The organism is Blastococcus sp. HT6-30, assembly GCF_039729015.1.
In the GTDB taxonomy this organism is placed as follows: domain Bacteria; phylum Actinomycetota; class Actinomycetes; order Mycobacteriales; family Geodermatophilaceae; genus Blastococcus.
The window spans coordinates 776,719-799,374 of sequence record NZ_CP155792.1; the positions used below are offsets into that span (position 1 = coordinate 776,719).

The following is a 22,656-nucleotide window of genomic DNA, read 5'->3' on the forward strand; positions in this document are numbered from 1 at the left end:
TGAGTCCGACGGCAGCGTGCTCCTCGGCTCCTTCCGGGGCGCCGACTGGCAGAGTGATTCGCACGCCGCTCGGGAGGGCGGCCGCAGACCCTTCGAGGGGAGACATGGGCCGCTACATCGCGCGCCGACTGTTGCTCACCATCCCCGTCCTGTTCGGGGCCACTTTCCTCATCTTCGCGATGGTGTACGCCCTGCCCGGCGACCCCATCCGCGCCCTGAGCGGTGACCGCCCGCTCGCGCCCGCGGTGATCGCGCAGCTGCGCGACGAGTTCAACCTCAACGACCCCCTGCTCGTCCAGTACTTCAAGTACCTGGTCGACCTGGCCCACTTCGACTTCGGCACCGATTTCCGCGGCCGCCCGGTGCTCGACACCATCGAGCAGCGGCTGCCGGTGACGGCGCGGCTCACGCTGGTGGCGGTGGCGTTCGAGGTGCTCATCGGTGTGGTCGCCGGTGTGCTGGCCGGCATCCGCCGCAACGGCTTCTTCGACAACCTCGTGCTCGTCTCGACGACTCTCATCGTCTCGGTGCCGATCCTGGTGCTCGGCTTCCTCGCCCAGTACGTACTCGGTCTCCGGCTGGGCTGGTTCCCCATCTCGGGGATCAACGAAGGCTGGTACAGCTATCTGCTGCCCGGCCTGGTGCTGGCGGCGGGCTCCGTCGCCTACGTCGCCCGTCTCACCCGCACGAGCATGTCCGAGAACCTGCGCGCCGACTACGTCCGGACGGCGCGAGCCAAGGGGCTGACTCCGCGAACGGTGGTCGTCCGGCACACGCTGCGCAACAGCCTGATCCCGGTGGTCACCTTCATCGGTGCCGACGTCGGCACGCTGATGGGTGGTGCCATCGTGACCGAGGGCGTCTTCAACATCCCGGGCCTCGGCCGGGCCGTCTTCGACGCCATCCGTGCCCAGGAGGGCGCCGTGGTCGTCGGGATCGTCACCCTGCTGGTCTTCTTCTTCATCTTCTTCAACCTGGTCGTCGACGTGCTCTACGCCGTGCTGGACCCGAGGATCCGCTATGACTGACCCGAAGCAGACGACCGTCGGCCATGCCGAGGTCGGTGCCGGCGGTATGACCGGGGCGACCGACGGTCCGGAGGACGTCGCCGGCACGCAGAACAGCCTGTGGAGCGACGCCTGGAAGAACCTGAAGCGGAACCCGCTGTTCTGGGTCGGCTCGATCCTCATGGTGCTCTTCCTGACCATGGCGGCGTTCCCGCAGCTGTTCGCCCGCGGGGCCGACCCGCGGTCCTGCAGCCTGGCGAACTCGGCGGAGCCTCCATCGGGCGAGCACTGGTTCGGCTTCGACCAGCAGGGCTGCGACTACCTGGCCAACGTGGTCCACGGCGCGCGGAACTCCCTGCTCATCGGTGTGGTGGCCGTGCTGGTGATCCTCTTCCTCGGCGTGGTGGTCGGGGCGGTGGCCGGCTACTACGGCGGGATCACCGACAGCATCCTGGCGCGGGTCGCGGACATCTTCTACGCGTTGCCCCTCATCCTCGGTGCGCTCGTCCTGCTGCGGACGGCGTTCGAACGTCCCGGTCCCATCGCGGTGGCAGTGGCGCTGGCGGCCTTCGGCTGGATGACGGCGATGCGACTCGTCCGGTCGCAAGTGATCGCAGTGAAGAGCAGTGACTACGTCGCCGCGGCGCGCGCGATGGGCGCGTCCGACGGCCGCATCCTGCTCCGGCACATCCTGCCCAACGCCGTCGCCCCGGTGCTCGTCTACACGACGATCACCATCGGTGTGCTGATCGCCGCGGAGGCGACGCTGACCTTCCTGGGAGTCGGTCTGCAGCGACCGGCGATCTCGTGGGGTCTGCAGATCAACACCGGGCAGAACCTGCTGCGCATCGCGCCACACCTCGTCCTGTTCCCCAGCGCCGTACTGACCGCGACGGTCATGGCTTTCGTCATGATGGGCGACGCCCTGCGCGACGCTCTCGACCCGAGGCAGCGTTCATGAGCACCGCGTCCACGTCCATGTCCTCCGGCGCGGCCAGCCGCGGGAGCGCCCCGCTGCTGCAGGTCGAGGACCTGCACGTGCGGTTCCGCACCGGGTCCGGCGTCGTCAACGCCGTGAACGGGGTGAGCTACACCCTCTCGGAGGGCCAGACCCTCGCCATCCTCGGCGAGTCCGGGTCCGGCAAGTCGGTGTCCGCCCAGGCGATCATGGGCATTCTCGACTCGCCGCCGGCGGAGGTCACCGAGGGGCAGATCGTCTTCGAGGGCCGGGACCTGCTCACGCTGCCCGCCGAGGAGCAGCGCAAGGTCCGTGGTCCGGGGATCTCGATGATCTTCCAGGACGCGCTGTCGTCGCTGAACCCCGTGTACAGCGTCGGCTTCCAGATCGGCGAGATGTTCCGGGCGCACCGCGGCATGTCGCGCAAGGACGCCAAGAAGCAGGCCGTCGAGCTGATGGACCGGGTCCGCATCCCCGCCGCAGCAGAGCGGGTCGACGACTTCCCGCACCAGTTCTCCGGCGGCATGCGGCAGCGGGTGATGATCGCGATGGCGATCGCGCTGGACCCGCGGATCCTCATCGCCGACGAGCCCACCACGGCCCTGGACGTGACCGTCCAGGCCCAGGTCATGGACCTGCTCAAGGATCTGCAGCGGGACACCGGCATGGGCCTGATCCTGATCACCCACGACCTCGGCGTGGTCAACGAGGTCGCCGACGACGTCGCGGTCATGTACGCCGGCCGCATCGTCGAGCGGGGCACCGTCGACGACGTGTTCGGCAACCCCGCGCACCCCTACACCGACGGGCTCATGCGCTCGATCCCGCAGCTGGAGGCCAAGGGTGGCCGGCTGCAGCCGATCGGTGGGCAGCCACCGAACCTGGCCGCGATCCCGTCGGGCTGCCCCTTCCACCCACGGTGCCCCGAGCGGCGGCTCGGTGCCGCCGCACTCCCCGGCCGCGACTGCGCCGGCGACGTCCCGCCGTTGCGGCGCGTCGTCCCCGGCCGCGAGGCGGCCTGCCACTACAGCGAGGAGGTCCTCGGTGTCTGACACCGTCGACGGCGCAGCCACCCCGTCCCCGGCGGCGGCGCCGGGTGAGGTACTGCTGGAGGTCAGGGAGCTCAAGAAGCACTTCCCGCTGACCCAGGGCGTCGTGTTCAAGCGCACCGTCGGCCACGTGCGTGCGGTGGACGGCGTGGACCTGTCCATCGGCCGCGGGGAGACCGTGGGCCTGGTCGGCGAGTCCGGCTGCGGGAAGTCGACGGTCACGAAACTGATCGTGGCCCTCGAGAAGCCCACCAGCGGGCAGATCCTCTACAAGGGCGACGACGTCACGAAGATGAGCGGCCGTGCGCTCAAGCGGTACCGGCGCGAGGTCCAGATCATCTTCCAGGACCCCTACGCCTCGCTGAACCCGCGCATGACCGTCGGTGACATCGTCGCCGAGGGCTGGTCGGTGCACGCCGACATCGCGCCGAGGAAGGGCCGGCTGCAGCGGACCCAGGAACTCATGGAACGCGTCGGGCTCAACCCCGACTTCGTGAACCGGTACCCGCACCAGTTCTCCGGCGGCCAGCGCCAGCGCATCGGCATCGCCCGGGCCCTGGCCCTGCAGCCGGAGGTCATCGTCTGCGACGAGCCGGTCAGCGCCCTGGACGTCTCGGTGCAGGCGCAGGTGGTCAACCTGCTCGAGGACCTGCAGAAGGACTTCGGGCTGTCCTACCTGTTCATCGCGCACGACCTGTCCGTCGTGCGGCACATCTCCGACCGCGTCGCCGTCATGTACCTGGGCAGCATCGTGGAGGAGGGCACCGACGCCGAGGTCTACGGCTCGGCCGCCCACCCCTACACGCAGGCGCTGTTGTCGTCGGTGCCGGTGCACGAGCCGCACCTGCGCGGGCTCAAGGAGCGGATCCTCCTCGAAGGCGACGTGCCGAGCCCGGCCGACCCGCCGTCGGGCTGCCGGTTCCGCACCCGCTGCTGGAAGGCGCAGGACATCTGCGCCACCGAGGCGCCGGCGCTGGTGGACCGGGGCCAGGGCCACCCGTCGGCGTGCCACTTCGCCGAGGCCCGCCGGGTCATCCCGACGGAGGCCTGAGCACCTCGGCGGGGCGGGGCAGAATGCTCGCGTGATGCCTGACCGCCGGCTGCTCCTGGTCCACGCCCATCCCGACGACGAGACGATCAACAACGGGGCCACGATGGCCCGCTACGTCGCCGAGGGCGCCGGCGTCACCCTGCTCACCTGCACGCTGGGGGAGGAGGGCGAGATCCTGGTGCCGGAGCTGACCCAGCTGGCCGCCGACCAGGCCGACCAGCTCGGCGGCTACCGGATCTGTGAGCTGCGCGCCGCGATGGCCGCCCTCGGAGTCGAGGACGTCCGCTTCCTCGGTGGGGCCGGGCGCTACCGGGACTCCGGGATGATGGGCACGCCGGCCAACGAGCACCCGCGGGCGTTCTGGCAGGCCCACCTCGACGAGGCGGTCGCGCATGCCGTCGCCGTGGTCCGCGAGGTGCGCCCGCAGGTCGTCGTCACCTACGACGAATTCGGCGGCTACGGCCACCCCGACCACATCCAGGCCCACCGCGTCGCCATGGCGGCGGTGGCGGCCGCGGCCGACCCGGCGTACCGCCCCGACCTGGGCGGGCCGTGGAAGGTGGCGAAGGTCTACTGGAACGCGATGCCGCGTTCGGTGGTCCGGGAGGGCATCGAGGCGCTGGCGGCGCTGGGGGAGGCGTCGCCCTTCGAGGGGCTGGGGGACCTCGAGGAGGTGCCCTTCGCCGTGCCCGACGAGGTGGTCACCTGCGCCGTCGACGGCCGCGCGTACGCGGGCAGGAAGGACGCCGCGATGCGGGCGCACCCGACCCAGATCACCGTCGACGGCCCGTTCTTCGCCCTGTCGAACAACCTCGGCCAGGAAGTCCTGGGCGTCGAGTACTACCGGCAGGTGTTGGGCGAGCGCGGCCCCGGCAGCGGTCCGGACGGCCGGGAGGACGACCTGTTCGCCGGTCTGCCCGGGTGAGCCGTCGGCCGTGGGCCGCGGTGGCCTGGGGCGCGTGCGCAGTCGCCGTCGCCGCCTGGCTGGCGCTGGTGGAGGTGTTCTGGCTGCCGCTGCGGGTGGGCGGCGTCCTGGTGCCGGTGTCGGTCGCCGCCGCGGTGGTCGGCAACGTGCTGCTCGTCCGGGCCGCGCTGTGGCTGAGCGGGTCCAGGGCGGTGGCCGTGCTACCCGCCGTCACCTGGCTGGTGGTCGTGGTCGGCGCGATGGTGCGCCGCCCGGAGGGCGACCTGCTGATGGGCGCCGGCGGCGCGCTCGGCATCGTGAACGTGGTGTTCCTGCTGGCCGGTGTGCTGGCCGGCGCCCTCGCCGCCGGCCAGGCGCTCGGCGCCCCGCCCCGCGCGGTCATGCCGGCGGCGGCGGAGCCCGCCGGTAGCGGTACCGGTGGTGCTCGGTGAATCCCCCCCCGGCGAGCCGCGGCACCCTCCACTCAGCGGTGGGAGCGCTGGACCGGGTTCGCCGCGGCCGGCGTCGGCCGCGGCGTCGAGCCAGCCCAGCAACCGCTCGGCCGGCATCGGGCGGGAGATGTGGTAACCCTGCGCGACGTCGCAGCCCCACTCGCGCAGCGCGGCCAGGGAGTCGGCGTCCTCGACGCCCTCCACCACCATGCTCATGCCCAGGTCGCGGCTCAGCTGCAGGGTGCTGCGCACGATCGCCGCGGCCCGGGGGTCGCTGCTGAGGTGGGTGACGAAGCTGCGGTCGAGCTTCAGCTCGTCGACCGGCAGCGCCCGCAGGTAGGACAGCGAGGAGTAGCCCGTGCCGTAGTCGTCGACGGAGAGCCGCACGCCCAGCCGGCGCAGGCCGGCCATCACCTGCTGGCTGCGGGCGGCGTCGGCCATGAGGCGTCCTCGGTGATCTCCAGGACGAGGGCCTCGGCGGGCACCGAGAACGCGTCCACCAGCATCTCGACCTGCTCGGGCAGGGCGACGTCCTGCAGGTTGGACACCGAGAGGTTCACCGCCACGGACAGGTCGTGGCCGTGGGCCCGCCACGACTGCAGGTCGCGTAGCGAGCGCTCCAGGACGCCCAGGGCCAGCCGGCGCATCAGGCCGGCCTGCTCGGCGAGCGGCAGGAAGGCCCCGGGGTAGAGCAGCCCGCGGTCGGGGTGGTTCCAGCGGATCAGCGCCTCGACGCCGACCACGGTGCCGGTCCGCAGGTCGAGCCTGGGCTGGTAGTGGTTGTCCAGCTGCTCGCCGTCCAGGGCCGAGCGCAGCTGCTCGAGGGTCTCCAGCCGGTCCCGGGTGGCCGGGGTGCCGTCGGGCGCCCACACGTCGTAGCCGCGCCGGCCGCGCTTGGCGGCGTACATGGCGGTGTCGGCGCGGGCGAGCAGCAGGGAGCGGTCGTGGCCGTGGTCCGGGGACAGCGCGATCCCGGTGCTGGCGTCGATGTGCAAGGACATCCTGTCCAGCACGAAGGCGTCGCGCAGCTCCGCGCCGATGTCCTCCGCCACCTCGCGCGCGGGCGGCGTCGGCGTCGGGCAGCAGGACGGCGAACTCGTCGCCGCCCATCCGGGCCAGCAGATCACCCGGGCCCAGCGCGTGCTGGAGCCGGGGACCGACCAGGCAGAGCAGGTCGTCGCCGACGGTGCGCCCGAAGCTGTCGTTGATCTCCTTGAACCGGTCGAGGTCGATCGTCACCAGCGCGCACCGGCGGTCCCGACCGCCGGCCGGCCGATCAGACGCCCCTGGATGACCTGCTCGTGCGACTCGGGCCAGTCGATGTGCCAGACCTCGCCGATGCGGTCGTCGGCCTCGGCGAGGTAGGCGGCGCTGCGGTCGGTGCCCGCCAGGCGCTGGACCGCGCGGGCCAGCGCCTCCGCGGCCTGGGCGGCCCCGATGGCCCGGGAGCCGTCGACGAGCAACTGCTGCACCACCCGGGCGGTCGCGAGGGAGGCCGCGCGGGCCTGGCTCGCGCGCGCCCGCTCGATCACTCCACCGAGGTGGGCCCCGGCGGCGGCGGCCACCCGGCGGACGTCCTCGGAGAACGGGCGCAGGCGCGTGCTGTCGAGCATGAGGACACCGGCCAGCTCGGGGCTGCGGCCCAGCGGGACGGTCAGCGCCGAGGCGATGTGGAAGGAATCGACCCACCAGCCGGGAACCAGGCCGGAGTCGCGGTCGGCGGTCATCGCCTCCCCGGTGCGCAGCACCGTCTCGGCCAGCGGCAGGGCCACGGGGGCGTTGCGGAACTGTGCCAGGTGACGAGGTCGCGACGGCCGTCGGCGTGAGCGGCCATCCGCGGGACGAGCCGGCCGTCCTCGAGCAGGAGGATGCAGGCGCGCTCCACCTCGCCGAGCTCGCGAGCTGGCGGCAGGCCGAGCCGAGCAGGCGGTCCATGGACTGCGCCTGCCCGGCGGACTCGATCAGGCCGAGGAGCACGGCGGCCTGGTCCAGTCGGCGCTGCTCGGAGCGGCGGGTCCACGCCTCGGCCAGCGCCGCGGCCAACGTGGGGCTCACCTGGCGCAGCAGGTGCGGTGCCGCGGCGGCCGTCGGCGGAGGCGACGACGGCCTGGTGGGAGGTGATCACGGCGGACGGGAAGGGAGCGTCGGAGACGTACGCGGGGGTGCCCAGCGCCGGGTGCTGGGGCGGCGGGTCGCCGGAGGGGCTCATGGCCTGCCGGAAGGGGACGACGAGCTCGGTGGTGGCCTCGTGCACCCACACGGACACGCGGGTCGCCCCGGGGATGCGCGCAGCCGGGACAGCAGATGCACCAACGCCGCCTGGGCGTCGTAGGGCGACGCCGCCGACGGGCGCCGTGGCGTTGCCTCGTGGTGGGACATCTCGGACACGTCGTCGAGATCGGCGACTGGCTCGCGTCCTTGAGGAGGCCCGTCGGCGCCCACCCTGATCGGGGGAGCCCGGCGGGTCCTCGGGGTTCTCGACACCCGCCAGGGGGAGGCGGCGGGTGGCCCGTCGAACGCCGCAGGGCGCCGGAGGTGATACTAGGTGCGCATCTGGTGCCCCGGCCGCGGTCGGCGGCGCCGCCGGAACGTCCCCGGGAGGGAACCCCGTGACCTACGTCATCACCCAGGCCTGCGTCGACGTCCTCGACAAGGCGTGCATCGACGAGTGTCCGGTGGACTGCATCTACGAGGGCGACCGGATGCTCTACATCCACCCCGACGAGTGCGTCGACTGCGGTGCGTGCGAGCCGGTGTGCCCGGTCGAGGCCATCTACTACGAGGACGACGTCCCGGACAAGTGGAAGGACTTCTACAACGCCAACGTGGAGTTCTTCTCCGACCTGGGCAGCCCGGGCGGTGCCGCCAAGACCGGCAAGATCGGCAAGGACCACCCGCTGGTGGCCGCCTTGCCGCCGCAGGGCGAAGACCACTGACGGCTCCCGCTGCAGGGCCGTCCCGCGCCCTGCCGGACTTTCCCTGGGACTCACTGGCGGCGGCGCGGTCGCGTGCCGCCGAGCACCCGGGCGGGGTGGTCGACCTGTCGGTCGGCACCCCGGTCGACGAGACCCCCGCGGTGCTCCGCGAGGCGCTCGCCGAGGCCGCTGACGCGCCGGGATACCCGACCGCGCTGGGCACCGCCGCGCTGCGCACGGCCGCCGCGGACTGGCTCCGCCGGCGGCTGGGGGTGCGGGTCGCCGAGCCGCTCGGCACCGCACCCCCGCTGATCCCGACGGTCGGCTCCAAGGAGCTCGTCGCCCTGCTGCCCACTCTGCTGGGCCTGCAGGGCAGCGCGAGCACCGTCGTGGTCCCCGAGGTCGCCTACCCCACCTACGAGGTGGGTGCGGTGCTCGCGGGCCTGGCCGTCCGCCGCTGCGACACCCCACCGGCCGAGGCAGCCGGCGTCTCCCTCGTCTGGCTGAACTCGCCGGGCAACCCGCACGGCCGGGTGCTCTCCGAGGAGCAGCTGCGCGCGTGGGTGATGTGGGGCCGCACCCACGGGGTGCCGGTCGTGGCCGACGAGTGCTACATCACCCTGGGCTGGGACGTGGCGCCCCGGTCGATCCTGCACCCGGACGTGGCGGGGGCGGAGCACACCGGCCTGCTCGCCGTGCACTCGCTGTCCAAGCAGTCGACGGCGGCCGGCTACCGCGGTGGGCTGCTCGCCGGCGACCCCGACCTGGTGCGCCGGGTGTGGGAGGTGCGCCGGCACCTCGGGCTGCTGGTACCGGGTCCGGTGCAGGCCGCGATGACCGCAGCCTTCGACGACGACGCGCACGTCGACGCGCAGCGCGAGCGCTACCGCGGCCGGCGGGATCGGCTGGCCGCCGCCGTGCGTGCCGCCGGGATGCGGATCGACCACTCCGAGGCGGGGCTGTACCTGTGGGCCACCCGCGACGAGGACTGCTGGGTCACCATCGACCGGCTGGCAGCGCTCGGGATCGTGGCCGCCCCCGGCAGCTTCTACGGTCCCGCGGGTGCCCGGCACGTCCGGCTGGCGCTGACCGCCACCGACGAGCGGATCGCGGCGGCCGTCGAGCGCCTGACCTCCTGATCAGGCGTCGGGTTCCCGCACCGATCCGAGCGCCGAGCCGTCCCCGGCCTGCGCCCGCTTCACCACCGAGAAGCGCCCGTCGGTCTCCATGACCACCGCCTCGGCCTCCGCCAGCGAACCGAGACCCTTGAGGCGGGCGACCCCCTCGAGCTCGGTCGGCGTCACGCGCTCGGCCCGCAACGCGTCGTGCAGCAGCCGACCGCGGTAGTAGAGGAGCCGCGGTGCCGCCGTGAGCAGCCGGTCGGCCCGGGACGACCGGACCTGGAGCCAGGTGGCGGCGAACTGGAGGAACACCAGCATCGCGAAGGCGGTCACCGCCTCGGCCAGGGCGACCTGCCGGGCGGTCAGCACCCGACCGAACGTCGCCCCGATCGCCACCGTGATGACGAAGTCGAAGGAGTTCATCCGGGCGAGCGTGCGCTTGCCCGACACCCGCAGCAGCACGACCAGTGCCAGGTAGCCCAGCGTCGCCATGACGACGATGCGGGCGATCGGCTCCCAGCCGCCGAACCAGAACACCACCGAAGACACGTCACTCCTCCCAGTTCCAGCCGTCACCGCGGACGAGCCCGAGCATGGTCCGCCGGCGGTCCGCCTGCTCCGCCACCGCCGCGGTGAACTGCTCGTCGGCCACCGTGGGCACCCCTTGCTCGCGGAGCGCCGAGAGCCGCGGGGCCGGCGGAGCGGCCGGCGCGGCGTCGATCGAGGCCGCCTCCTGGGCGTCCTGCAGGAAGGTCCGCACCGACGACCGCGCGGTGCGCAGGGCCGCCGGGTCGGGGCGCTGGTCGGCGGGGACCCCCGCAGTCATCAGCAGGAGCGCGTCGTCGAGCACGGCGGCGGCCTTCACCGGGGACTTGTCGGGCGAAGCGGCGTGGTAGTACTGCAGCACGGGATAGGACAGGTACTGCTCGGTCAGCCGGGACAGCTGCGACGACAGGTCGGTCAGCTGCCGGTCCAGGGGGTGCAGGTTGCGACCGTTCCACCCGCTGAGCACGAACTCCTCGCCGGACCGCCCGAGGCCGGCGACCTGGCTGGCGAAGGCCCGCTTGCCCACGACCGCGGACACCACCGACAGCAGGTAGGTGACCGCCAGGGTGATCAGGGACATCCCGGTCAGCGCCACGAGCCCGGACACCACCTGCCACAGACCGTCCGCGGGGACGAAGTCGCCGTTGCCGACCGTGAACATGGTGTAGCCCACGAACCAGATCCGCCCGGTCCAGTCCGCGGTGCCCGGGCCGCCGGAGCGCATCAGGGCATCGGGGTCGGAGGCGAACAGGCACACCCAGCCGGCCCAGAGCAGGACGATCCACTGCAGGACGGTGAGCACCAGCACCAGCGGCCCGAAGACGCTCAGCCGGCGGTGTCGCCGCCGTCCGAAGACAGCCAGGGTCCCCTTCCACAGCCATGTGGTCACGCGGCCGGTGACCGGGCCGGCGGAGCCGTCCACCCACAAGGCTGTCCAGAGGGCGTCGATGATGGTGAGCCCCACCAGGAGCAGACCGACGACGGCGAAGAGGATCTCCATGTGATGGTCTGTGCCCCGGCGAGCGGGCTCCTCACGCCTCGACGGTGGAGGCGTCAGCAGTCCGACACGGGAACCGTGCCCTTCGGCCGGCGCGGTCCGTGCGCGTTCAGGCGTTCGAACGGTCGCGCCCCTGGTCAGGCGCGGCCGTCGGTCGATCTCGTCGTGCGCGACCCATTCGGGTCGACCACGCCCCGACCCGAGGATCCCGCCCGCCATGCCAGCTGCACGTCCTTCCTCGCCCGCCTCCTTCTCCGCGTTCCGCCGTGTCGCCCTCCGCTGGGTCGCCACGATCCTGACCGCGCCGGCCCACTGGCGGGATCTGCAACGGCGTGGTCGACCAGCTCGTCCACCGCGACGCCGTGCAGGGGAACAGCTCGAGGCGGCGGCGCGGGAGAGTGGGTTCGAGTTGCTCAGGGACGACCAGCGCGGCGAGCCATTCCGATCAGGCCGCGCCGAGGGCCTCCGCCTCGCGGGGATGAAGCGGCTCGACCCGATGACGACGTGGGGTCCGTCCGCCGCGCCCGTGTCCGGTCCACCCGACCCCAGCGGGGGATGCAACGTCTTCGTCCCGGATCAGGAGCAGGCGAGGGTGCCGGCCGCCAGGGCCGCCGACAATTGCCGCGCCATGCCCTCCCACTGCTGGTAGAGCTCCGGGAAGCCGGAGCGCTGGACCGCCTGCGCCATCTCGGTGAGCCGGCCGGCCTCCCACCCGGGGACGGTCACCAGGCGGTCGTAGAACTGGCCCGCCGCGTACACCGGGTCCTGCACCTGCTCGGGGGTGCCCCAGCCCTGCGAGGGACGCTGCTGGAAGAGGCCGAGGGAGTCTCGGTCGCCGTAGTCCAGGTTCCGCAGCCGGGACTCCTGCTGCGCGGTGGCGAGGGCGATGACGACGGCGCGGTCGGGAAGACCGCGCTCGCGGCCGACGCGGGCGATCGTGTCTGCGTTCCCCGCCTGCTCCGCGGTGACGCTGACCGAGCCGTCCGGCACCGTGCAGGTGCCGGCCGCGGGGAAGGTCCGGTGCTCCTCGGTGCCCCACGCGACGCCGGCCAGCACGGCCGCGGCCACCAGCAGGGCCGGCCACCAGCGGGCGGCGGCGGAGAGCCCCCCCGAGCGGCGACCCCGGCCCGGCCGTCCCGCGGCGGGGCGGCGGGCCGGCCTCCGGCGGGCGCTGCCCCGCCGTGCGGGAGGCCGCGGCCGGGGCGTCCTGCGCGCCCGAGCGGCGGCGTGCGTCGCGGTGCGGGCGCTGGTCATCGCCTGCGACTGTAGGTGCCGCGCCTGGCGACTCCCCGGAACGGCCGTCAGTTGGCGTGCAGCTCCGCGTTCAGCGCACCCCAGGTGCCCTCGCGGACGAGGACCTCCAGCGCGCCGGTGATGCTGTTGCGCCGGAAGAGCAAGCCGTTCCGGCCGGACAGCTCCCGGGCCTTGACGACCGAGCCGTCCGGGAGCGTGACCCGGGAGCCGGCGGTCACGTAGCAGCCGGCCTCGACGACGCAGCCGTCGCCGAGGGATATGCCGACGCCGGCATTGGCGCCGAGCAGGCAGCCGCTGCCGATGGAGATCACCTGCGTGCCGCCGCCGGACAGGGTGCCCATGATCGACGCGCTGCCGCCGATGTCGCTGTCGGCGCCCACGACGACGCCGGCGCTGATCCGGCCCTCGACCATCGAGGGGCCGAGCGTCCCCGCGTTGAAGTTCACGAACCCCTCGTGCATGACGGTCGTGCCCTCGGCCAGGTGGGCGCCCAGCCGAACCCGGTCGCCGTCGGCGACCCGGACGCCGGAGGGGATGACGTAGTCGACCATCCGCGGGAACTTGTCGACGCCGAAGACGGTTACGTGGCCGACGGCGGCGCGCAGGCGGTGGGCGTTGAACCCGGTGGCCTCCACCGGGCCGGCGCTGGTCCAGGCCACGTTGGTGAGCAGGCCGAAGACGCCGGTCATGTTGGCGCCGTGCGGCCGGATCAGCCGGTGCGAGAGCAGGTGCAGCCGCAGCCAGACGTCGTGGGTGTCCACCGGCGGGGCGGCGAGGTCGGCGATGACCGTGCGGACGGCGATCACCTCGACGCCGCGGATCTCGTCGCGGCGCACCAGACCGCCGTAGTCGGGGCCGAGCTCGCCGGAGAGCTCGAGCGCGCCCAGCCGGGTGGTGCCCGTCGCGGCACCGGCGGGCGCGCCCAGCCGGGGCTCGGGGTACCAGGTGTCGAGCACGGTGCCCGAGGGGCTGACGGTCGCCAGACCGGCGGCCACGGCTGAGACGGGAGCGGACGCTGCGTCAGTCACGCCGACGACGCTACCGAGCAGCTCCCGCGCCGCGGCGGCCGGTCGGCCCTGCGGGACCTAGGCTTCCTCGTCGTGAGCACCCCGCCGCAGCTCGACCTGTCCGCCGACGTCCTCGCCCTGACCCGCGCACTGGTGGACGTGCCGTCGGTGTCCGGCAGCGAGACGGCGCTGGCCGACGCGGTCGAGTCAGCCCTGCGCGCGCTCGGCGGCCTGGAGGTGCAGCGCGTGGGTGACGCCGTGCTCGCCCGCACCAACCTCGACCGGCCGACCCGAGTCGTCCTCGCCGGCCACCTGGACACCGTGCCGATCGCCGACAACCTGCCCAGCCGGCTGGACGAGGCGACCGGCCGGCTCTACGGCTGCGGCACCAGCGACATGAAGGCCGGCGACGCGGTCATGCTGCGGCTGGCGGCGGTCTTCGGGGTGCCCGGCGCCGAGCCCGCGCACGACCTGACGTTCGTCTTCTACGACAACGAGGAGGTCGAGGCGGTCAAGAACGGCCTCGGCCGGGTCGCCCGCGAGCGGCGGGGCTGGCTCTACGGCGACCTCGCGATCCTGCTCGAGCCGACCGACGGCGAGATCGAGGCCGGCTGCCAGGGGACGTTGCGCGCGGTGCTGGAGACGAGTGGCCGCCGGGCGCACAGCGCTCGCAGCTGGCTGGGGGAGAACGCCATCCACGGGCTGGCCGACGCGCTCACCGTGCTGGCCGCCTACCGTCCGCGCGAGGTGGAGATCGACGGCTGCACCTACCGGGAGGGGCTCAACGCGGTGGGCATCGCCGGCGGGGTCGCCGGGAACGTCATCCCCGACGCGTCCTCCGTCACCGTGAACTTCCGCTACGCCCCCGACCGCGACGAGGACGCCGCCGAGGCGCACGTCCGCGAGGTCTTCGCCGACGCGCTGGCGGCGGGGGCCACGCTGACCGTCGTCGACAACTCCGGGGGAGCGCTGCCCGGGCTGGCCGAGCCGGCGGCCGCTGCGTTCGTCGCGGCCGTCGGCCGTCCCGCGCGCGCCAAGCTCGGCTGGACCGACGTCGCCCGGTTCGCCGCCTTCGGCATCCCGGCGGTCAACTACGGCCCGGGTGACCCCCAGCTGGCCCACACCCGCGAGGAGCACGTCGCCGTCGCCCGGCTGCAGCCGGCCCTCGACGCGCTGACCGCCTACCTGTCCGGGACCCCCGTCACGAGGAGCGAGGCATGACCACCCCACCGAGCGACGAGCGCCGGGAACGGCCCACCCGTCACCGCGGGCCCATCATGCTGCGGGGCGGCGAGCCCGACCCGAGCAACCAGGACAGCACCACCGACCAGCGGCTGCTGGACCGGCGGGGACCGGCGGACTGGGTGCACACCGACCCGTGGCGCGTCATGCGCATCACCTCGGAGTTCGTCGAGGGCTTCGGCCTGCTCGCCGAGCTACCGCGGGCGGTCAGCGTGTTCGGCAGCGCCCGCACCCCGCGCGACCACCCGCACTACGCCACCGGCGTCGCCCTGGGGGCGGCGCTGGTGGAGGCGGGGTACGCGGTCATCACCGGCGGCGGGCCGGGCGCCATGGAGGCGGCGAACAAGGGCGCCTGCGACGCCGGTGGCATGTCGGTCGGCCTGGGCATCGAGCTGCCGTTCGAGCAGGAGCTCAACGAGTGGGTCGACGTCGGCATCTCGTTCCGCTACTTCTTCGTGCGCAAGACGATGTTCGTGAAGTACGCGCAGGCCTTCGTGATCCTGCCGGGCGGCTTCGGCACCCTCGACGAGCTGTTCGAGGCGCTCACCCTGGTGCAGACCCGCAAGGTCACCCGCTTCCCGGTCATCCTGCTCGGCACCGAGTACTGGTCGGGCCTGGTCGGCTGGATCCGCGACACGATGGTCGCCGAGGGCACGATCAGCCCCGGCGACCTGGACCTGATCACGGTGACCGACGACGTCGCCGAGGCGGTGGCGGCCATCCAGGCCGCCGAGGCGTCGCGCCAGGCCGGGGACAACGGCGGGGGGATGCGGGCACCGCTCGACACCCGCCCCTCCGACGCCTGAGGTGCTGTCCTTCCTCGTCTTCGTCGTCGCCGCCCTGCTGGTCGGCGGGGTGCTGTTCGTGGTGGCGGCGCTGCTCCTCGGGAGGGGGGAGACCCAGCCCCCGGCGGAGCCGGACCGTTCGCCGGTGCACCTGCCCGACGACCGGCGGGTGGTGTCCGAGGACGTCCGGTCGCTGCGGATCTCGGTCACCCTGCGCGGCTACCGGATGGCCGAGGTCGACTGGCTGATCGACCAGCTCGCGCTGGCCCTGGACGAGCGGGACGCCGAGATCGCGGCGCTGCGGGCCGAGCTCGCCGCACGCGCCCACGAGGAGCTGCCGACCGACCCCGGGGTCGCGTCGTCCGACGAAGGGGGGACCCGGGATGCCTGAGCTGGTCGAGCGGATCGAGGTGGCGGCGCCACCGGAGCGGGTGTGGGCGGCGCTGACCGCCTGGACCCGCCAGGGCGAGTGGATGGTCGCGACCGACGTGCGGACCGTCGCCGGGCCGGCGCAGGGCGTCGGTGGCCGGCTGGCCGCGCGCACCGGGCTGCCGCTGCCCGGCGGGCGGCACGTCGGGCTGCTCGACACCATGGTCATCACGAAGTGGGACCCGCCGCGGCTGGTGGAGGTGCAGCACACCGGGCGGCTGGTGCGCGGCCCCGGCATCTTCGAGATCGAGGGCCGCGGAGAGCACAGCTCCTTCGTCTGGACCGAGCGGCTGCACCTGCCCTACGGCCCGCTCGGGCAGGTCGGCTGGGTTCTGGTCAAGCCGTTCGCGCTCGTGGGCATCCGCCGGTCGCTGAAGCGGTTCGCGGCCTTCGCCCGCACCTTCGAGCCGGCTGCGGAGGCGTGAGCCGGCGGGGCTGGGCGCTGTTCCTCACCATGTCGGTGATCTGGGGCGTGCCCTACCTGCTGATCAAGGTGGCCGTCGGGGAGGTGTCCCCGGTGTCGGTCGTCTTCGCCCGCTGCGTGGTCGGTGCCGCCCTGCTGCTGCCCTGGACGATCGCCCGGGGGCTGCTGCGCCCGGCGCTGCGCCACTGGAAGCCCCTCCTGCTGTTCACCGCGCTGGAGATGACCGCGCCCTGGCTGCTGCTGTCCTACGCCGAGCAGAGCCTGTCCAGCTCGCTCACCGGGCTGCTGGTGGCGGGCGTGCCGTTCGTCGCGGCCCTGGCCGCGCGGCTGGCCGGTGAGGACGAGCGGCTGACACCGGTGCGGCTGCTCGGCATGGGCATCGGCGTCGTCGGCATCGCCGTCCTCCTGGGGCTGGACCTCGAGGGTGCCCACCTCCTGCCGATCGTCGCGGTCGGCCTCGTGGTGGTGGGGTACGCGACCGCCCCGCTGGTGGTCAGCCGCGCGCTGCCCGACGTCCCGGGCGTGGCCGCGGCCTCGATCGCCCTGGTGGTCACCGCGGTGGTCTACGCGCCGTTCGCGGTACCCCGGCTGGGCCGGGTGGCCGACGCGTCGTCGGCGGCGCTGCTGTCCCTGCTCGGGCTGGGCGTGCTGTGCACCGCGGTGGCGCTGGCGTTGTTCTTCGCGCTGATCCGGGAGGTCGGCCCCCAGCGGGCGCTGGTCATCACCTTCGTCAACCCGGTGGTCGCCGTGGTGCTGGGCGTGCTGCTGCTCGACGAGCCGTTCACCCTGGGCCTGGCCCTCGGGCTGCCGCTGGTGCTGGTCGGCTGCGTCCTCGCGACCCGGCGCGGCCCCGCACGGCCGGCGCCGAGCGTCGCGGCCGTCGACTCCGCCGCCCGGTAGCCAGCCCAGCCGGCGCAGGCTCGCGAAGGTGTCGATGCCGGCGCGCACGCCCGGCGACGGTACTGGCGGCGGTCCCGCCTCACCGGTCGGCCGGGAGCGTCGGTGGCCGGCGCTAGCGTCGGGTGCGTGCAGCGCTGCGCCTGGGCCACCAGCGCCCCCGAGTACGTCACCTACCACGACGAGGAGTGGGGGACGCCGCTGCGCGGGGACGACGCGCTGTTCGAGCGGCTCACCCTGGAGGCGTTCCAGTCCGGGCTGTCCTGGATCACGATCCTCCGCAAGCGCCCCGCCTTCCGGGCGGCGTTCGCCGGCTTCTCGATCGACGCGGTCGCCGCCTTCACCGCCGAGGACCAGGCGCGGCTGATGGCCGACGCGGGCATCGTGCGGAACCGGGCGAAGATCGCCGCCGCCGTCTCGAACGCCCGGGCGGCGCAGGAGTTGCCCGAGGGGTTGTCGGACCTCCTCTGGTCGTTCGCCCCGGCCGGTCCGCGGCGGCGCCCGGCCACCCTCGCCGACGTGCCGGCGACCAGCCCGGAGTCGGTCGCGATGGCCAAGGCGCTCAAGGGGCGGGGCTTCGTCTTCGTCGGCCCGACCACGGCATATGCGCTGATGCAGGCCACCGGGATGGTCGACGACCACGTCGCGGAGTGCTTCCGCGCATCACCCGCACGGGCCTGATGTTGGACGTCGGCCGCCCATACGGGATCATTGCTCCAGAGCTCACAGCATCGGACACCACGCGCCTGTTCACGGAGCAGGTGTGTGGCTGGCGAAGGAGGCACGCATGGCGGCCATGAAGCCGCGCACGGGTGAAGGTCCCCTCGAGGTCACCAAGGAAGGGCGCGGCCTGGTCATGCGCGTACCGCTGGAAGGCGGCGGTCGCCTGGTGGTGGAGCTGTCGCCGGACGAGGCGGCCGCGCTGTCGGAGGCACTGAAGGGCGCGATCAGCTGACACCTCCCGCGAGCCTGCCCCCGGGCAGCCCCGCGCAGGACGACACGGCCCCGGCCGTCGGCACACCGTCGGCGACCGGGGCCGCGCCGTTCCCCCGGGTCGAGGTCCTGCCCGCCGTGCCCGCCCTCGGGCCCGACGACGTGCTGGCGGTGCCGGTCGCCACCGGTGCCGTCCTCCCGCCGTGGCTGACCGCCGCCCCGGAGCCGGTCGTGGACCCGGGCCTGCTGGCCGGTGCGCTGGCCGACACGGGCAACACCGGCCGGCTGCGCCACCTCACGAACGTGCCGATCGCCGGCCGCCGTCCTCGCAGCGTCGTCGCCGTCGGTGTGGGTGACGGCGCGCTGCCGGACGTGCGCAGCTACGCGGCCGGCGCCGTCCGGCGGGGGCAGACGCTGGCCGCCCACGGCGCCCGGCGCCTGGTGCTGCCGTTGGACGGCGCCGTCGCCCCGGCGGGGGCCGCGGAGGTCCGGGTCGCCGTGGAGGCGGCCCTGCTCGCCGGGTACCGGTTCCGCGACTCCTCGCGGGCGCACCCGCCCCGGCTGGCGACCGTCGTCGTCGTCCTCGCCGACGCCGGCGATCCCGCGGTCGCAGCCGCCGCCCGCGCCGCGCAGGTCGCCGCCGCCGCCGTCGCCTGGGCCCGCGACCTGGTCAACACCCCGCCCAGCACCAAGAATCCCGCGTGGCTGGCCGAGCAAGCCGTGGACCGGCTCGCCGGGCTGCCGCACGTGGAGGTCACCGTGCTGGGCCGGGCGGAGCTGACGGCCGGCGGCTTCGGGGGAGTCCTCGCCGTCGGTGGCGGCTCGGCCGCCCCGCCGTGCGTCGTCGTCGCGGCCTACCGGCACCCGGACGCCGGGCCGGCGCACCCGGTCGTCGTCGGCACGGGCACCACCTTCGACACCGGCGGCCTCTCGCTCACCCGCTCGGCCGCCGTGCGGCACACCAAGACCGACACCGCCGGGGGCGCCGCCGTCCTCGCCGCGGTGGAGGCCGCTGCGCGCCTGGCGCTGCCGGTCGCCGTGACGGCGGTCGTGCCGGTGGCGGAGAACGCGGTGTCGGGCTCGTCCTACCGCCCGTCGGACGTGGTCCGGCACGTGGACGGTCGCACGACGGAGGTGCGCACCACCGTGGCCGACGCGCGGCTGGTCCTCGCCGACGCGCTGGCCCACGCCCGGCTGCGGCTGGGGGCGACCGCGCTGGTCGACGTCGCCGTGCTGACCGCAGCGGCGAAGGTGGCCCTGGGCGCCCGCACCGCGGCGCTGTACGCGACCACCGACGGCCTGGCCGCCGTCCTCGCTGCCGCCGGGGCGCAGGCCGGCGAGCCGTCCTGGCGGCTGCCGCTGGCCCAGGAGCACGAGGAGTCGCCCGACGACGGCGTCGCCGACGCGACGGACGCACCGGCCGGGCCGGGCGCGACCACCGCGGCGCTGTTCCTCCGGCCGTTCGCCGGGAACCTGCCGTGGGCCCACCTGGACATCGCCGGCCCGGCGCGCGCCGGCGCCGACGAGGGAGAGCTGGTCCGGGGCGGCACCGGGTTCGCGACCCGCACGCTGCTCCGCTGGCTGGAGGCCGGTGCGCCGGTCGCGCCGGGCGTGCGGCAGGCGGACCGGTAGGGCCCCGCTGGGCAGGCGCGAGGGCCCCGGGAGAAGCTGGTGCCGTGGTGGACGAGCGATGAGCGAGGACCAGGGGGTCGTGTTCCCGGCCGGGCCCGACGGACGGCGCAGCACCGCGGCGCTCGGCCGCGCCGTCGTCGCCGACGCGCTGCGGCCGGTGGACGCAGCCGGGGCGTTGGCCGCCGAGCGGGAGACGAACTGGCGGGCGGGCTACCTGACCCACTTCCGTCGGCTGGTCGAGGCCGGGCTGACCGCACCGGAGGCCGCCCGGGCGATCGCCGACGCCGGCCTCGTCGCCCTCCACCGGCGCATGCGGGTGGCCGGGCCGGGCGGCGAGACCGGGTTGGACGGACTGGCCACCGTGCCCGCCGGCCGGTCGCTGCACACCGCCGCGGTGACCGGCACCGCCGAGCCGGAGCGGGAGCTCTCGCTGCCCTTCCACGGGAGCCGGTTGCGGGGTGACGCCCTGCTGCGCCAGGTGGATGCCTGGGTGGCGTCGGGGGTGATCGAGCCCTCGTGCGGCGACGCGGTGCGCACCGTCGCGGCGCACCCGGAGTGGCTGTCGCTGCCCGACCGCACCGTGGTGGTGCTGGGCGCCGGCGCGGAGATGGGCCCGCTGACCGCGCTGCTGCGGTGGGGTGCACGGGTGGCGGGGCTGGACCTGCCCCGCGCACCGCTGTGGGAGCGGGTGCTCGAGACCGCCCGCTCAGGCGCCGGGACGCTGCTCGTGCCGATGGCCGACCCGGGTCCGGACGCCGGCGCCGCAGGTGCGGGAGCCGACCTGATCGCCGAGGTGCCGGCGGTCGCCGACTGGACCGCCGGGCTGCCCGGCAGCGTGGTCCTCGGCAACTACGTCTACGCCGACGGCGCCACGAACGTGCGGGTGTCGGCGGCCGTCGACGCGCTCACGGTGCGGGTGGCGGCGGAGCGCGGCGACCTCGCCCTGGCGTTCCTCGCCACGCCCACCGACGTCTTCGCCGTGCCCGCCGATGCTGTCGAGCAGTCGGTGCGGGCGTACGCGGGCCGGACCCGCACGGCCAAGGTGCTCGGCCGGCCGCTGCGCACGGTGTCGGGCGGGCGGCTGCTGCAGCGCGCCTACGTGCCCGGGACCGACCCCGGCATCGCCGACAGCCTGGTGGCGCAGCAGGGCCCGAACTACGCCCTGGCCAAGCGGCTGCAGCGGTGGCGGGCGACGGTCGCGCGCGCCGCGGGCAGCACGGTGTCGATGAACGTCGCCCCGCCGACGCGCACCCGGTCGGTGGTGAAGAACCGGGCGCTTGCCGCGGCCTACGCGGGTGCCCACCGGTTCGGTGTCGAGATCTTCGAGCCGGCCACGTCCAACGTGCTCATGGCCGCGCTGTTGGTGCACGACCTGCACACCGGTGGCGGACCGGCGCAGGAGCACCCGTGGGAGGACGAGGCGCACGCGGCGGCGCACGGCGGCCTGTGGCGCGGGGCCTACCAGCCGCGCAGCGCTCTCGGGCTGGCCGCGCTGCTGGGCTACGGCTCCGCCCGGGGGTGAGGGTCAGGCCGGGCCGACGAGCCCGGCCACGATCTCGGCCGACAGCCCCACCAGCGGCAGGCCGCCGCCGGGGTGCGCCGAGCCGCCGACCAGGAAGAGCCCGGGCACCCGGGAGGCGTTCGCCGGGCGCAGGAAGGCCGCCCGCGGGCCGTTGCTCGAGGTGCCGTAGATGGAGCCGCCGACGCTGCCGGTGTCGCGCGCCAGGTCGGCCGGCGTCCGGACCACCCGCCAGCGGAGGCGGTGCCGGACGTCGAGCCCGCGGTGGGCCATGACCTCCAGCACCCGGTCGGCGTAGGTCTCCGCCAGCCCCGGGGCATCCCAGTCGACGCCGTGCGCCGGGTCGTGGCGGGGGGCGTTGACCAGGACGAACCACGAGGCGCTGTCGTCGTCGGGCACGAGCGCGGGGTCGTCGGGTGCGCTGACGTAGACGGTGGGGTCGGGCACCGGGGCGGGTCGGCCGGCGTACCGGCCGGTGCCGAAGACCGCGTCGAACTCCGCGTCGTAGTCGTCGGGGAACAGGACGGTGTGGTGCGCCGGGGGCGGGGTCCGGCCGCGCAGCGCGAGCAGCAGCACGAACCCCGACAGCGACGGCGTCGCGCGGGCCAGGTCCCGCCGCACGCCGCGGGTCCGCGGGTCGGCGGGCAGCAGGTCGGCGTGCAGGGTGGCGGCGTCGACGCCGGAGACGACGACGTCGGCGCGCAGCCGCTCGCCGTCGGCCAGCTCCACGCCCGCCGCCCCGCTGCCCTCGACGAGCACCCGGCGCACCGCGCAGCCGGTGCGCAGCACGGCGCCGTGCCCGACGGCCCGGTCGAGCACCGCCGACCCGAGCCGGTGCAGCCCGCCCCGCACGTACCAGGAGCCGAACGCCTGCTCGGCGTACGGGACGGTGGCCAGCACCGCCGGTGCCCGGCGCGGATCGGAGCCGGAGTACGTGGCGTAGCGGTCGAGCAGCGTGCGCAGGTGCCGGTGGTGCAGGCGACGGCGACCGAGGCCGCGCAGCGACTGCCAGGGCGCGATCGCGGCGACGTGGGCCGGGTGTCGGGCCAGCCGGGCGAGCGTCGCGGCCCCGGCTAGCGGGGTGCGCAGGAACGGCTGCTCGCTGATCCGCCACATGGTCGCGGCCCGGTCGAGGAGGGCGCTCCACTCCCGGCCCGCGCCGTCGCCCAGCGCCTCGTCCAGCGCGGCGGGCACGGCGGCGGGCTGCCCGGGCACGGTCAGCCGGGTCCCGTCGGCGAAGCGGTAGGCGACCGCCGGGTCCAGCCGCACGAGGTCGACGGCGTCCTCGAGCGGGCCGCCGGTCGCGGCGAAGAGGTCGCGGTACACCTGCGGCAGGGTGACCAGGCTCGGCCCGGTGTCGAAGGCATGCCCGTCGCGGGCGAACCACCCGAGCTTCCCGCCGATCCCGGGCGACTGCTCGACGACGGTGACCGCGTGGCCGAGGGCCGCCAGCCGCGCGGCGGCGGCGAGACCGCCGAGGCCGGCACCCACCACCACGACCCGCGCCACCTGCTCACCGTAGGCCGGGGCGCGG

General features: G+C 74.6%; 24 protein-coding genes. 16 read left to right on the forward strand and 8 right to left on the reverse strand.

Annotated elements, in window-relative coordinates; translation table 11 throughout:
* Positions 1 to 104 precede the first annotated feature (104 nt).
* The 5 genes from ABC795_RS03690 to mshB are packed head-to-tail and all read left to right on the forward strand — an operon-like array spanning position 105 to position 4,990.
* Positions 105 to 1,028 (forward strand): ABC transporter permease, encoded by a 924-nt coding sequence (locus ABC795_RS03690; protein WP_347059552.1) that lies wholly within the window; start codon positions 105 to 107, stop codon positions 1,026 to 1,028.
* A complete protein-coding gene (locus ABC795_RS03695; RefSeq protein ID WP_347059553.1) occupies positions 1,021 to 1,968 on the forward strand; it encodes an ABC transporter permease in 948 nt (315 codons plus the stop codon). The genes ABC795_RS03690 and ABC795_RS03695 overlap by 8 nt, the downstream gene beginning before the upstream one ends.
* Positions 1,965 to 3,017: an ABC transporter ATP-binding protein gene (locus tag ABC795_RS03700; RefSeq protein WP_347059554.1), complete on the forward strand. Its 1,053-nt coding sequence runs from the start codon at positions 1,965 to 1,967 to the stop codon at positions 3,015 to 3,017. The genes ABC795_RS03695 and ABC795_RS03700 overlap by 4 nt, the downstream gene beginning before the upstream one ends.
* Positions 3,010 to 4,065 (forward strand): dipeptide ABC transporter ATP-binding protein, encoded by a 1,056-nt coding sequence (locus ABC795_RS03705; RefSeq protein ID WP_347059555.1) that lies wholly within the window; start codon positions 3,010 to 3,012, stop codon positions 4,063 to 4,065. The genes ABC795_RS03700 and ABC795_RS03705 overlap by 8 nt, the downstream gene beginning before the upstream one ends.
* A gap of 34 nt (positions 4,066 to 4,099) precedes the next feature.
* A complete protein-coding gene (mshB, locus tag ABC795_RS03710) occupies positions 4,100 to 4,990 on the forward strand; it encodes an N-acetyl-1-D-myo-inositol-2-amino-2-deoxy-alpha-D-glucopyranoside deacetylase (RefSeq protein ID WP_347060679.1) in 891 nt (296 codons plus the stop codon).
* 200 nt (positions 4,991 to 5,190) lie between these two features.
* Here the strand turns inward: mshB and ABC795_RS03715 are convergent, their stop codons facing one another.
* The 3 genes from ABC795_RS03715 to ABC795_RS03725 form a co-directional block, all read right to left on the reverse strand.
* Positions 5,191 to 5,862 (reverse strand): EAL domain-containing protein, encoded by a 672-nt coding sequence (locus tag ABC795_RS03715; protein WP_347059557.1) that lies wholly within the window; start codon positions 5,860 to 5,862, stop codon positions 5,191 to 5,193.
* Positions 5,832 to 6,473, reverse strand: coding sequence for a GGDEF domain-containing phosphodiesterase (locus ABC795_RS03720; protein ID WP_347059558.1), 642 nt, complete (start codon positions 6,471 to 6,473; stop codon positions 5,832 to 5,834). The genes ABC795_RS03715 and ABC795_RS03720 overlap by 31 nt, the downstream gene beginning before the upstream one ends.
* Positions 6,474 to 6,656: 183 nt before the next feature.
* Complete coding sequence (locus tag ABC795_RS03725; protein ID WP_347059559.1) at positions 6,657 to 7,193, reverse strand: GAF domain-containing protein; 537 nt, start codon at positions 7,191 to 7,193, stop codon at positions 6,657 to 6,659.
* An 837-nt stretch (positions 7,194 to 8,030) separates the two neighbouring features.
* On the opposite strand from ABC795_RS03725, the gene fdxA reads away from it, so the two are divergent.
* Together fdxA and dapC are read left to right on the forward strand one after the other, a co-directional pair.
* Complete coding sequence (fdxA, locus tag ABC795_RS03730) at positions 8,031 to 8,357, forward strand: ferredoxin (RefSeq protein ID WP_347059560.1); 327 nt, start codon at positions 8,031 to 8,033, stop codon at positions 8,355 to 8,357.
* 29 nt (positions 8,358 to 8,386) lie between these two features.
* Positions 8,387 to 9,475 (forward strand): succinyldiaminopimelate transaminase, encoded by a 1,089-nt coding sequence (gene dapC / locus ABC795_RS03735; RefSeq protein WP_347060680.1) that lies wholly within the window; start codon positions 8,387 to 8,389, stop codon positions 9,473 to 9,475.
* On the opposite strand, the gene ABC795_RS03740 is transcribed toward dapC, so the two are convergent.
* The 4 genes from ABC795_RS03740 to dapD all read right to left on the reverse strand — a co-directional run bounded on the left by ABC795_RS03740 (position 9,476) and on the right by dapD (position 13,282).
* A complete protein-coding gene (locus ABC795_RS03740) occupies positions 9,476 to 10,006 on the reverse strand; it encodes a YetF domain-containing protein (RefSeq protein ID WP_347059562.1) in 531 nt (176 codons plus the stop codon). It lies immediately after the preceding gene.
* A 1-nt stretch (position 10,007) separates the two neighbouring features.
* The gene (locus tag ABC795_RS03745; protein ID WP_347059563.1) at positions 10,008 to 11,003 is read right to left on the reverse strand and encodes a potassium channel family protein; all 996 of its coding nucleotides are present in this window, start codon (positions 11,001 to 11,003) and stop codon (positions 10,008 to 10,010) included.
* Positions 11,004 to 11,576: 573 nt separating this feature from the next.
* Positions 11,577 to 12,254 (reverse strand): hypothetical protein, encoded by a 678-nt coding sequence (locus tag ABC795_RS03750; RefSeq protein ID WP_347059564.1) that lies wholly within the window; start codon positions 12,252 to 12,254, stop codon positions 11,577 to 11,579.
* Between the two features lie 47 nt (positions 12,255 to 12,301).
* Positions 12,302 to 13,282, reverse strand: coding sequence for a 2,3,4,5-tetrahydropyridine-2,6-dicarboxylate N-succinyltransferase (dapD, locus tag ABC795_RS03755; RefSeq protein ID WP_347059565.1), 981 nt, complete (start codon positions 13,280 to 13,282; stop codon positions 12,302 to 12,304).
* Between the two features lie 72 nt (positions 13,283 to 13,354).
* On the opposite strand from dapD, the gene dapE reads away from it, so the two are divergent.
* The 9 genes from dapE to ABC795_RS03800 all read left to right on the forward strand — a co-directional run bounded on the left by dapE (position 13,355) and on the right by ABC795_RS03800 (position 21,125).
* The gene (gene dapE, locus ABC795_RS03760; RefSeq protein ID WP_347059566.1) at positions 13,355 to 14,482 is read left to right on the forward strand and encodes a succinyl-diaminopimelate desuccinylase; all 1,128 of its coding nucleotides are present in this window, start codon (positions 13,355 to 13,357) and stop codon (positions 14,480 to 14,482) included.
* The gene (locus ABC795_RS03765; RefSeq protein WP_347059567.1) at positions 14,479 to 15,309 is read left to right on the forward strand and encodes a TIGR00730 family Rossman fold protein; all 831 of its coding nucleotides are present in this window, start codon (positions 14,479 to 14,481) and stop codon (positions 15,307 to 15,309) included. Before dapE ends, ABC795_RS03765 begins: the two co-directional genes overlap by 4 nt.
* Position 15,310: 1 nt before the next feature.
* A complete protein-coding gene (locus tag ABC795_RS03770; RefSeq protein ID WP_347059569.1) occupies positions 15,311 to 15,679 on the forward strand; it encodes a DivIVA domain-containing protein in 369 nt (122 codons plus the stop codon).
* Positions 15,672 to 16,142 (forward strand): SRPBCC family protein, encoded by a 471-nt coding sequence (locus ABC795_RS03775; RefSeq protein ID WP_347059570.1) that lies wholly within the window; start codon positions 15,672 to 15,674, stop codon positions 16,140 to 16,142. The genes ABC795_RS03770 and ABC795_RS03775 overlap by 8 nt, the downstream gene beginning before the upstream one ends.
* The gene (locus ABC795_RS03780) at positions 16,139 to 17,041 is read left to right on the forward strand and encodes a DMT family transporter (protein WP_347059571.1); all 903 of its coding nucleotides are present in this window, start codon (positions 16,139 to 16,141) and stop codon (positions 17,039 to 17,041) included. The genes ABC795_RS03775 and ABC795_RS03780 overlap by 4 nt, the downstream gene beginning before the upstream one ends.
* A gap of 126 nt (positions 17,042 to 17,167) precedes the next feature.
* Positions 17,168 to 17,719, forward strand: a complete 552-nt coding sequence (locus tag ABC795_RS03785) for a DNA-3-methyladenine glycosylase I (protein ID WP_347059573.1) — start codon at positions 17,168 to 17,170, stop codon at positions 17,717 to 17,719.
* A 106-nt stretch (positions 17,720 to 17,825) separates the two neighbouring features.
* Positions 17,826 to 17,993, forward strand: coding sequence for a DUF3117 domain-containing protein (locus tag ABC795_RS03790; RefSeq protein ID WP_347059575.1), 168 nt, complete (start codon positions 17,826 to 17,828; stop codon positions 17,991 to 17,993).
* 116 nt (positions 17,994 to 18,109) lie between these two features.
* The gene (locus ABC795_RS03795) at positions 18,110 to 19,603 is read left to right on the forward strand and encodes a peptidase M17 (RefSeq protein WP_347059577.1); all 1,494 of its coding nucleotides are present in this window, start codon (positions 18,110 to 18,112) and stop codon (positions 19,601 to 19,603) included.
* A gap of 58 nt (positions 19,604 to 19,661) precedes the next feature.
* Positions 19,662 to 21,125 carry a hypothetical protein gene (locus tag ABC795_RS03800; protein WP_347059578.1) on the forward strand — a complete coding sequence of 488 codons (1,464 nt, stop codon included), beginning with the start codon at positions 19,662 to 19,664 and terminating at the stop codon, positions 21,123 to 21,125.
* Positions 21,126 to 21,128: 3 nt separating this feature from the next.
* On the opposite strand, the gene crtI is transcribed toward ABC795_RS03800, so the two are convergent.
* Positions 21,129 to 22,631 carry a phytoene desaturase family protein gene (gene crtI / locus ABC795_RS03805; RefSeq protein WP_347059579.1) on the reverse strand — a complete coding sequence of 501 codons (1,503 nt, stop codon included), beginning with the start codon at positions 22,629 to 22,631 and terminating at the stop codon, positions 21,129 to 21,131.
* Between the last annotated feature and the right edge of the window lie 25 nt (positions 22,632 to 22,656).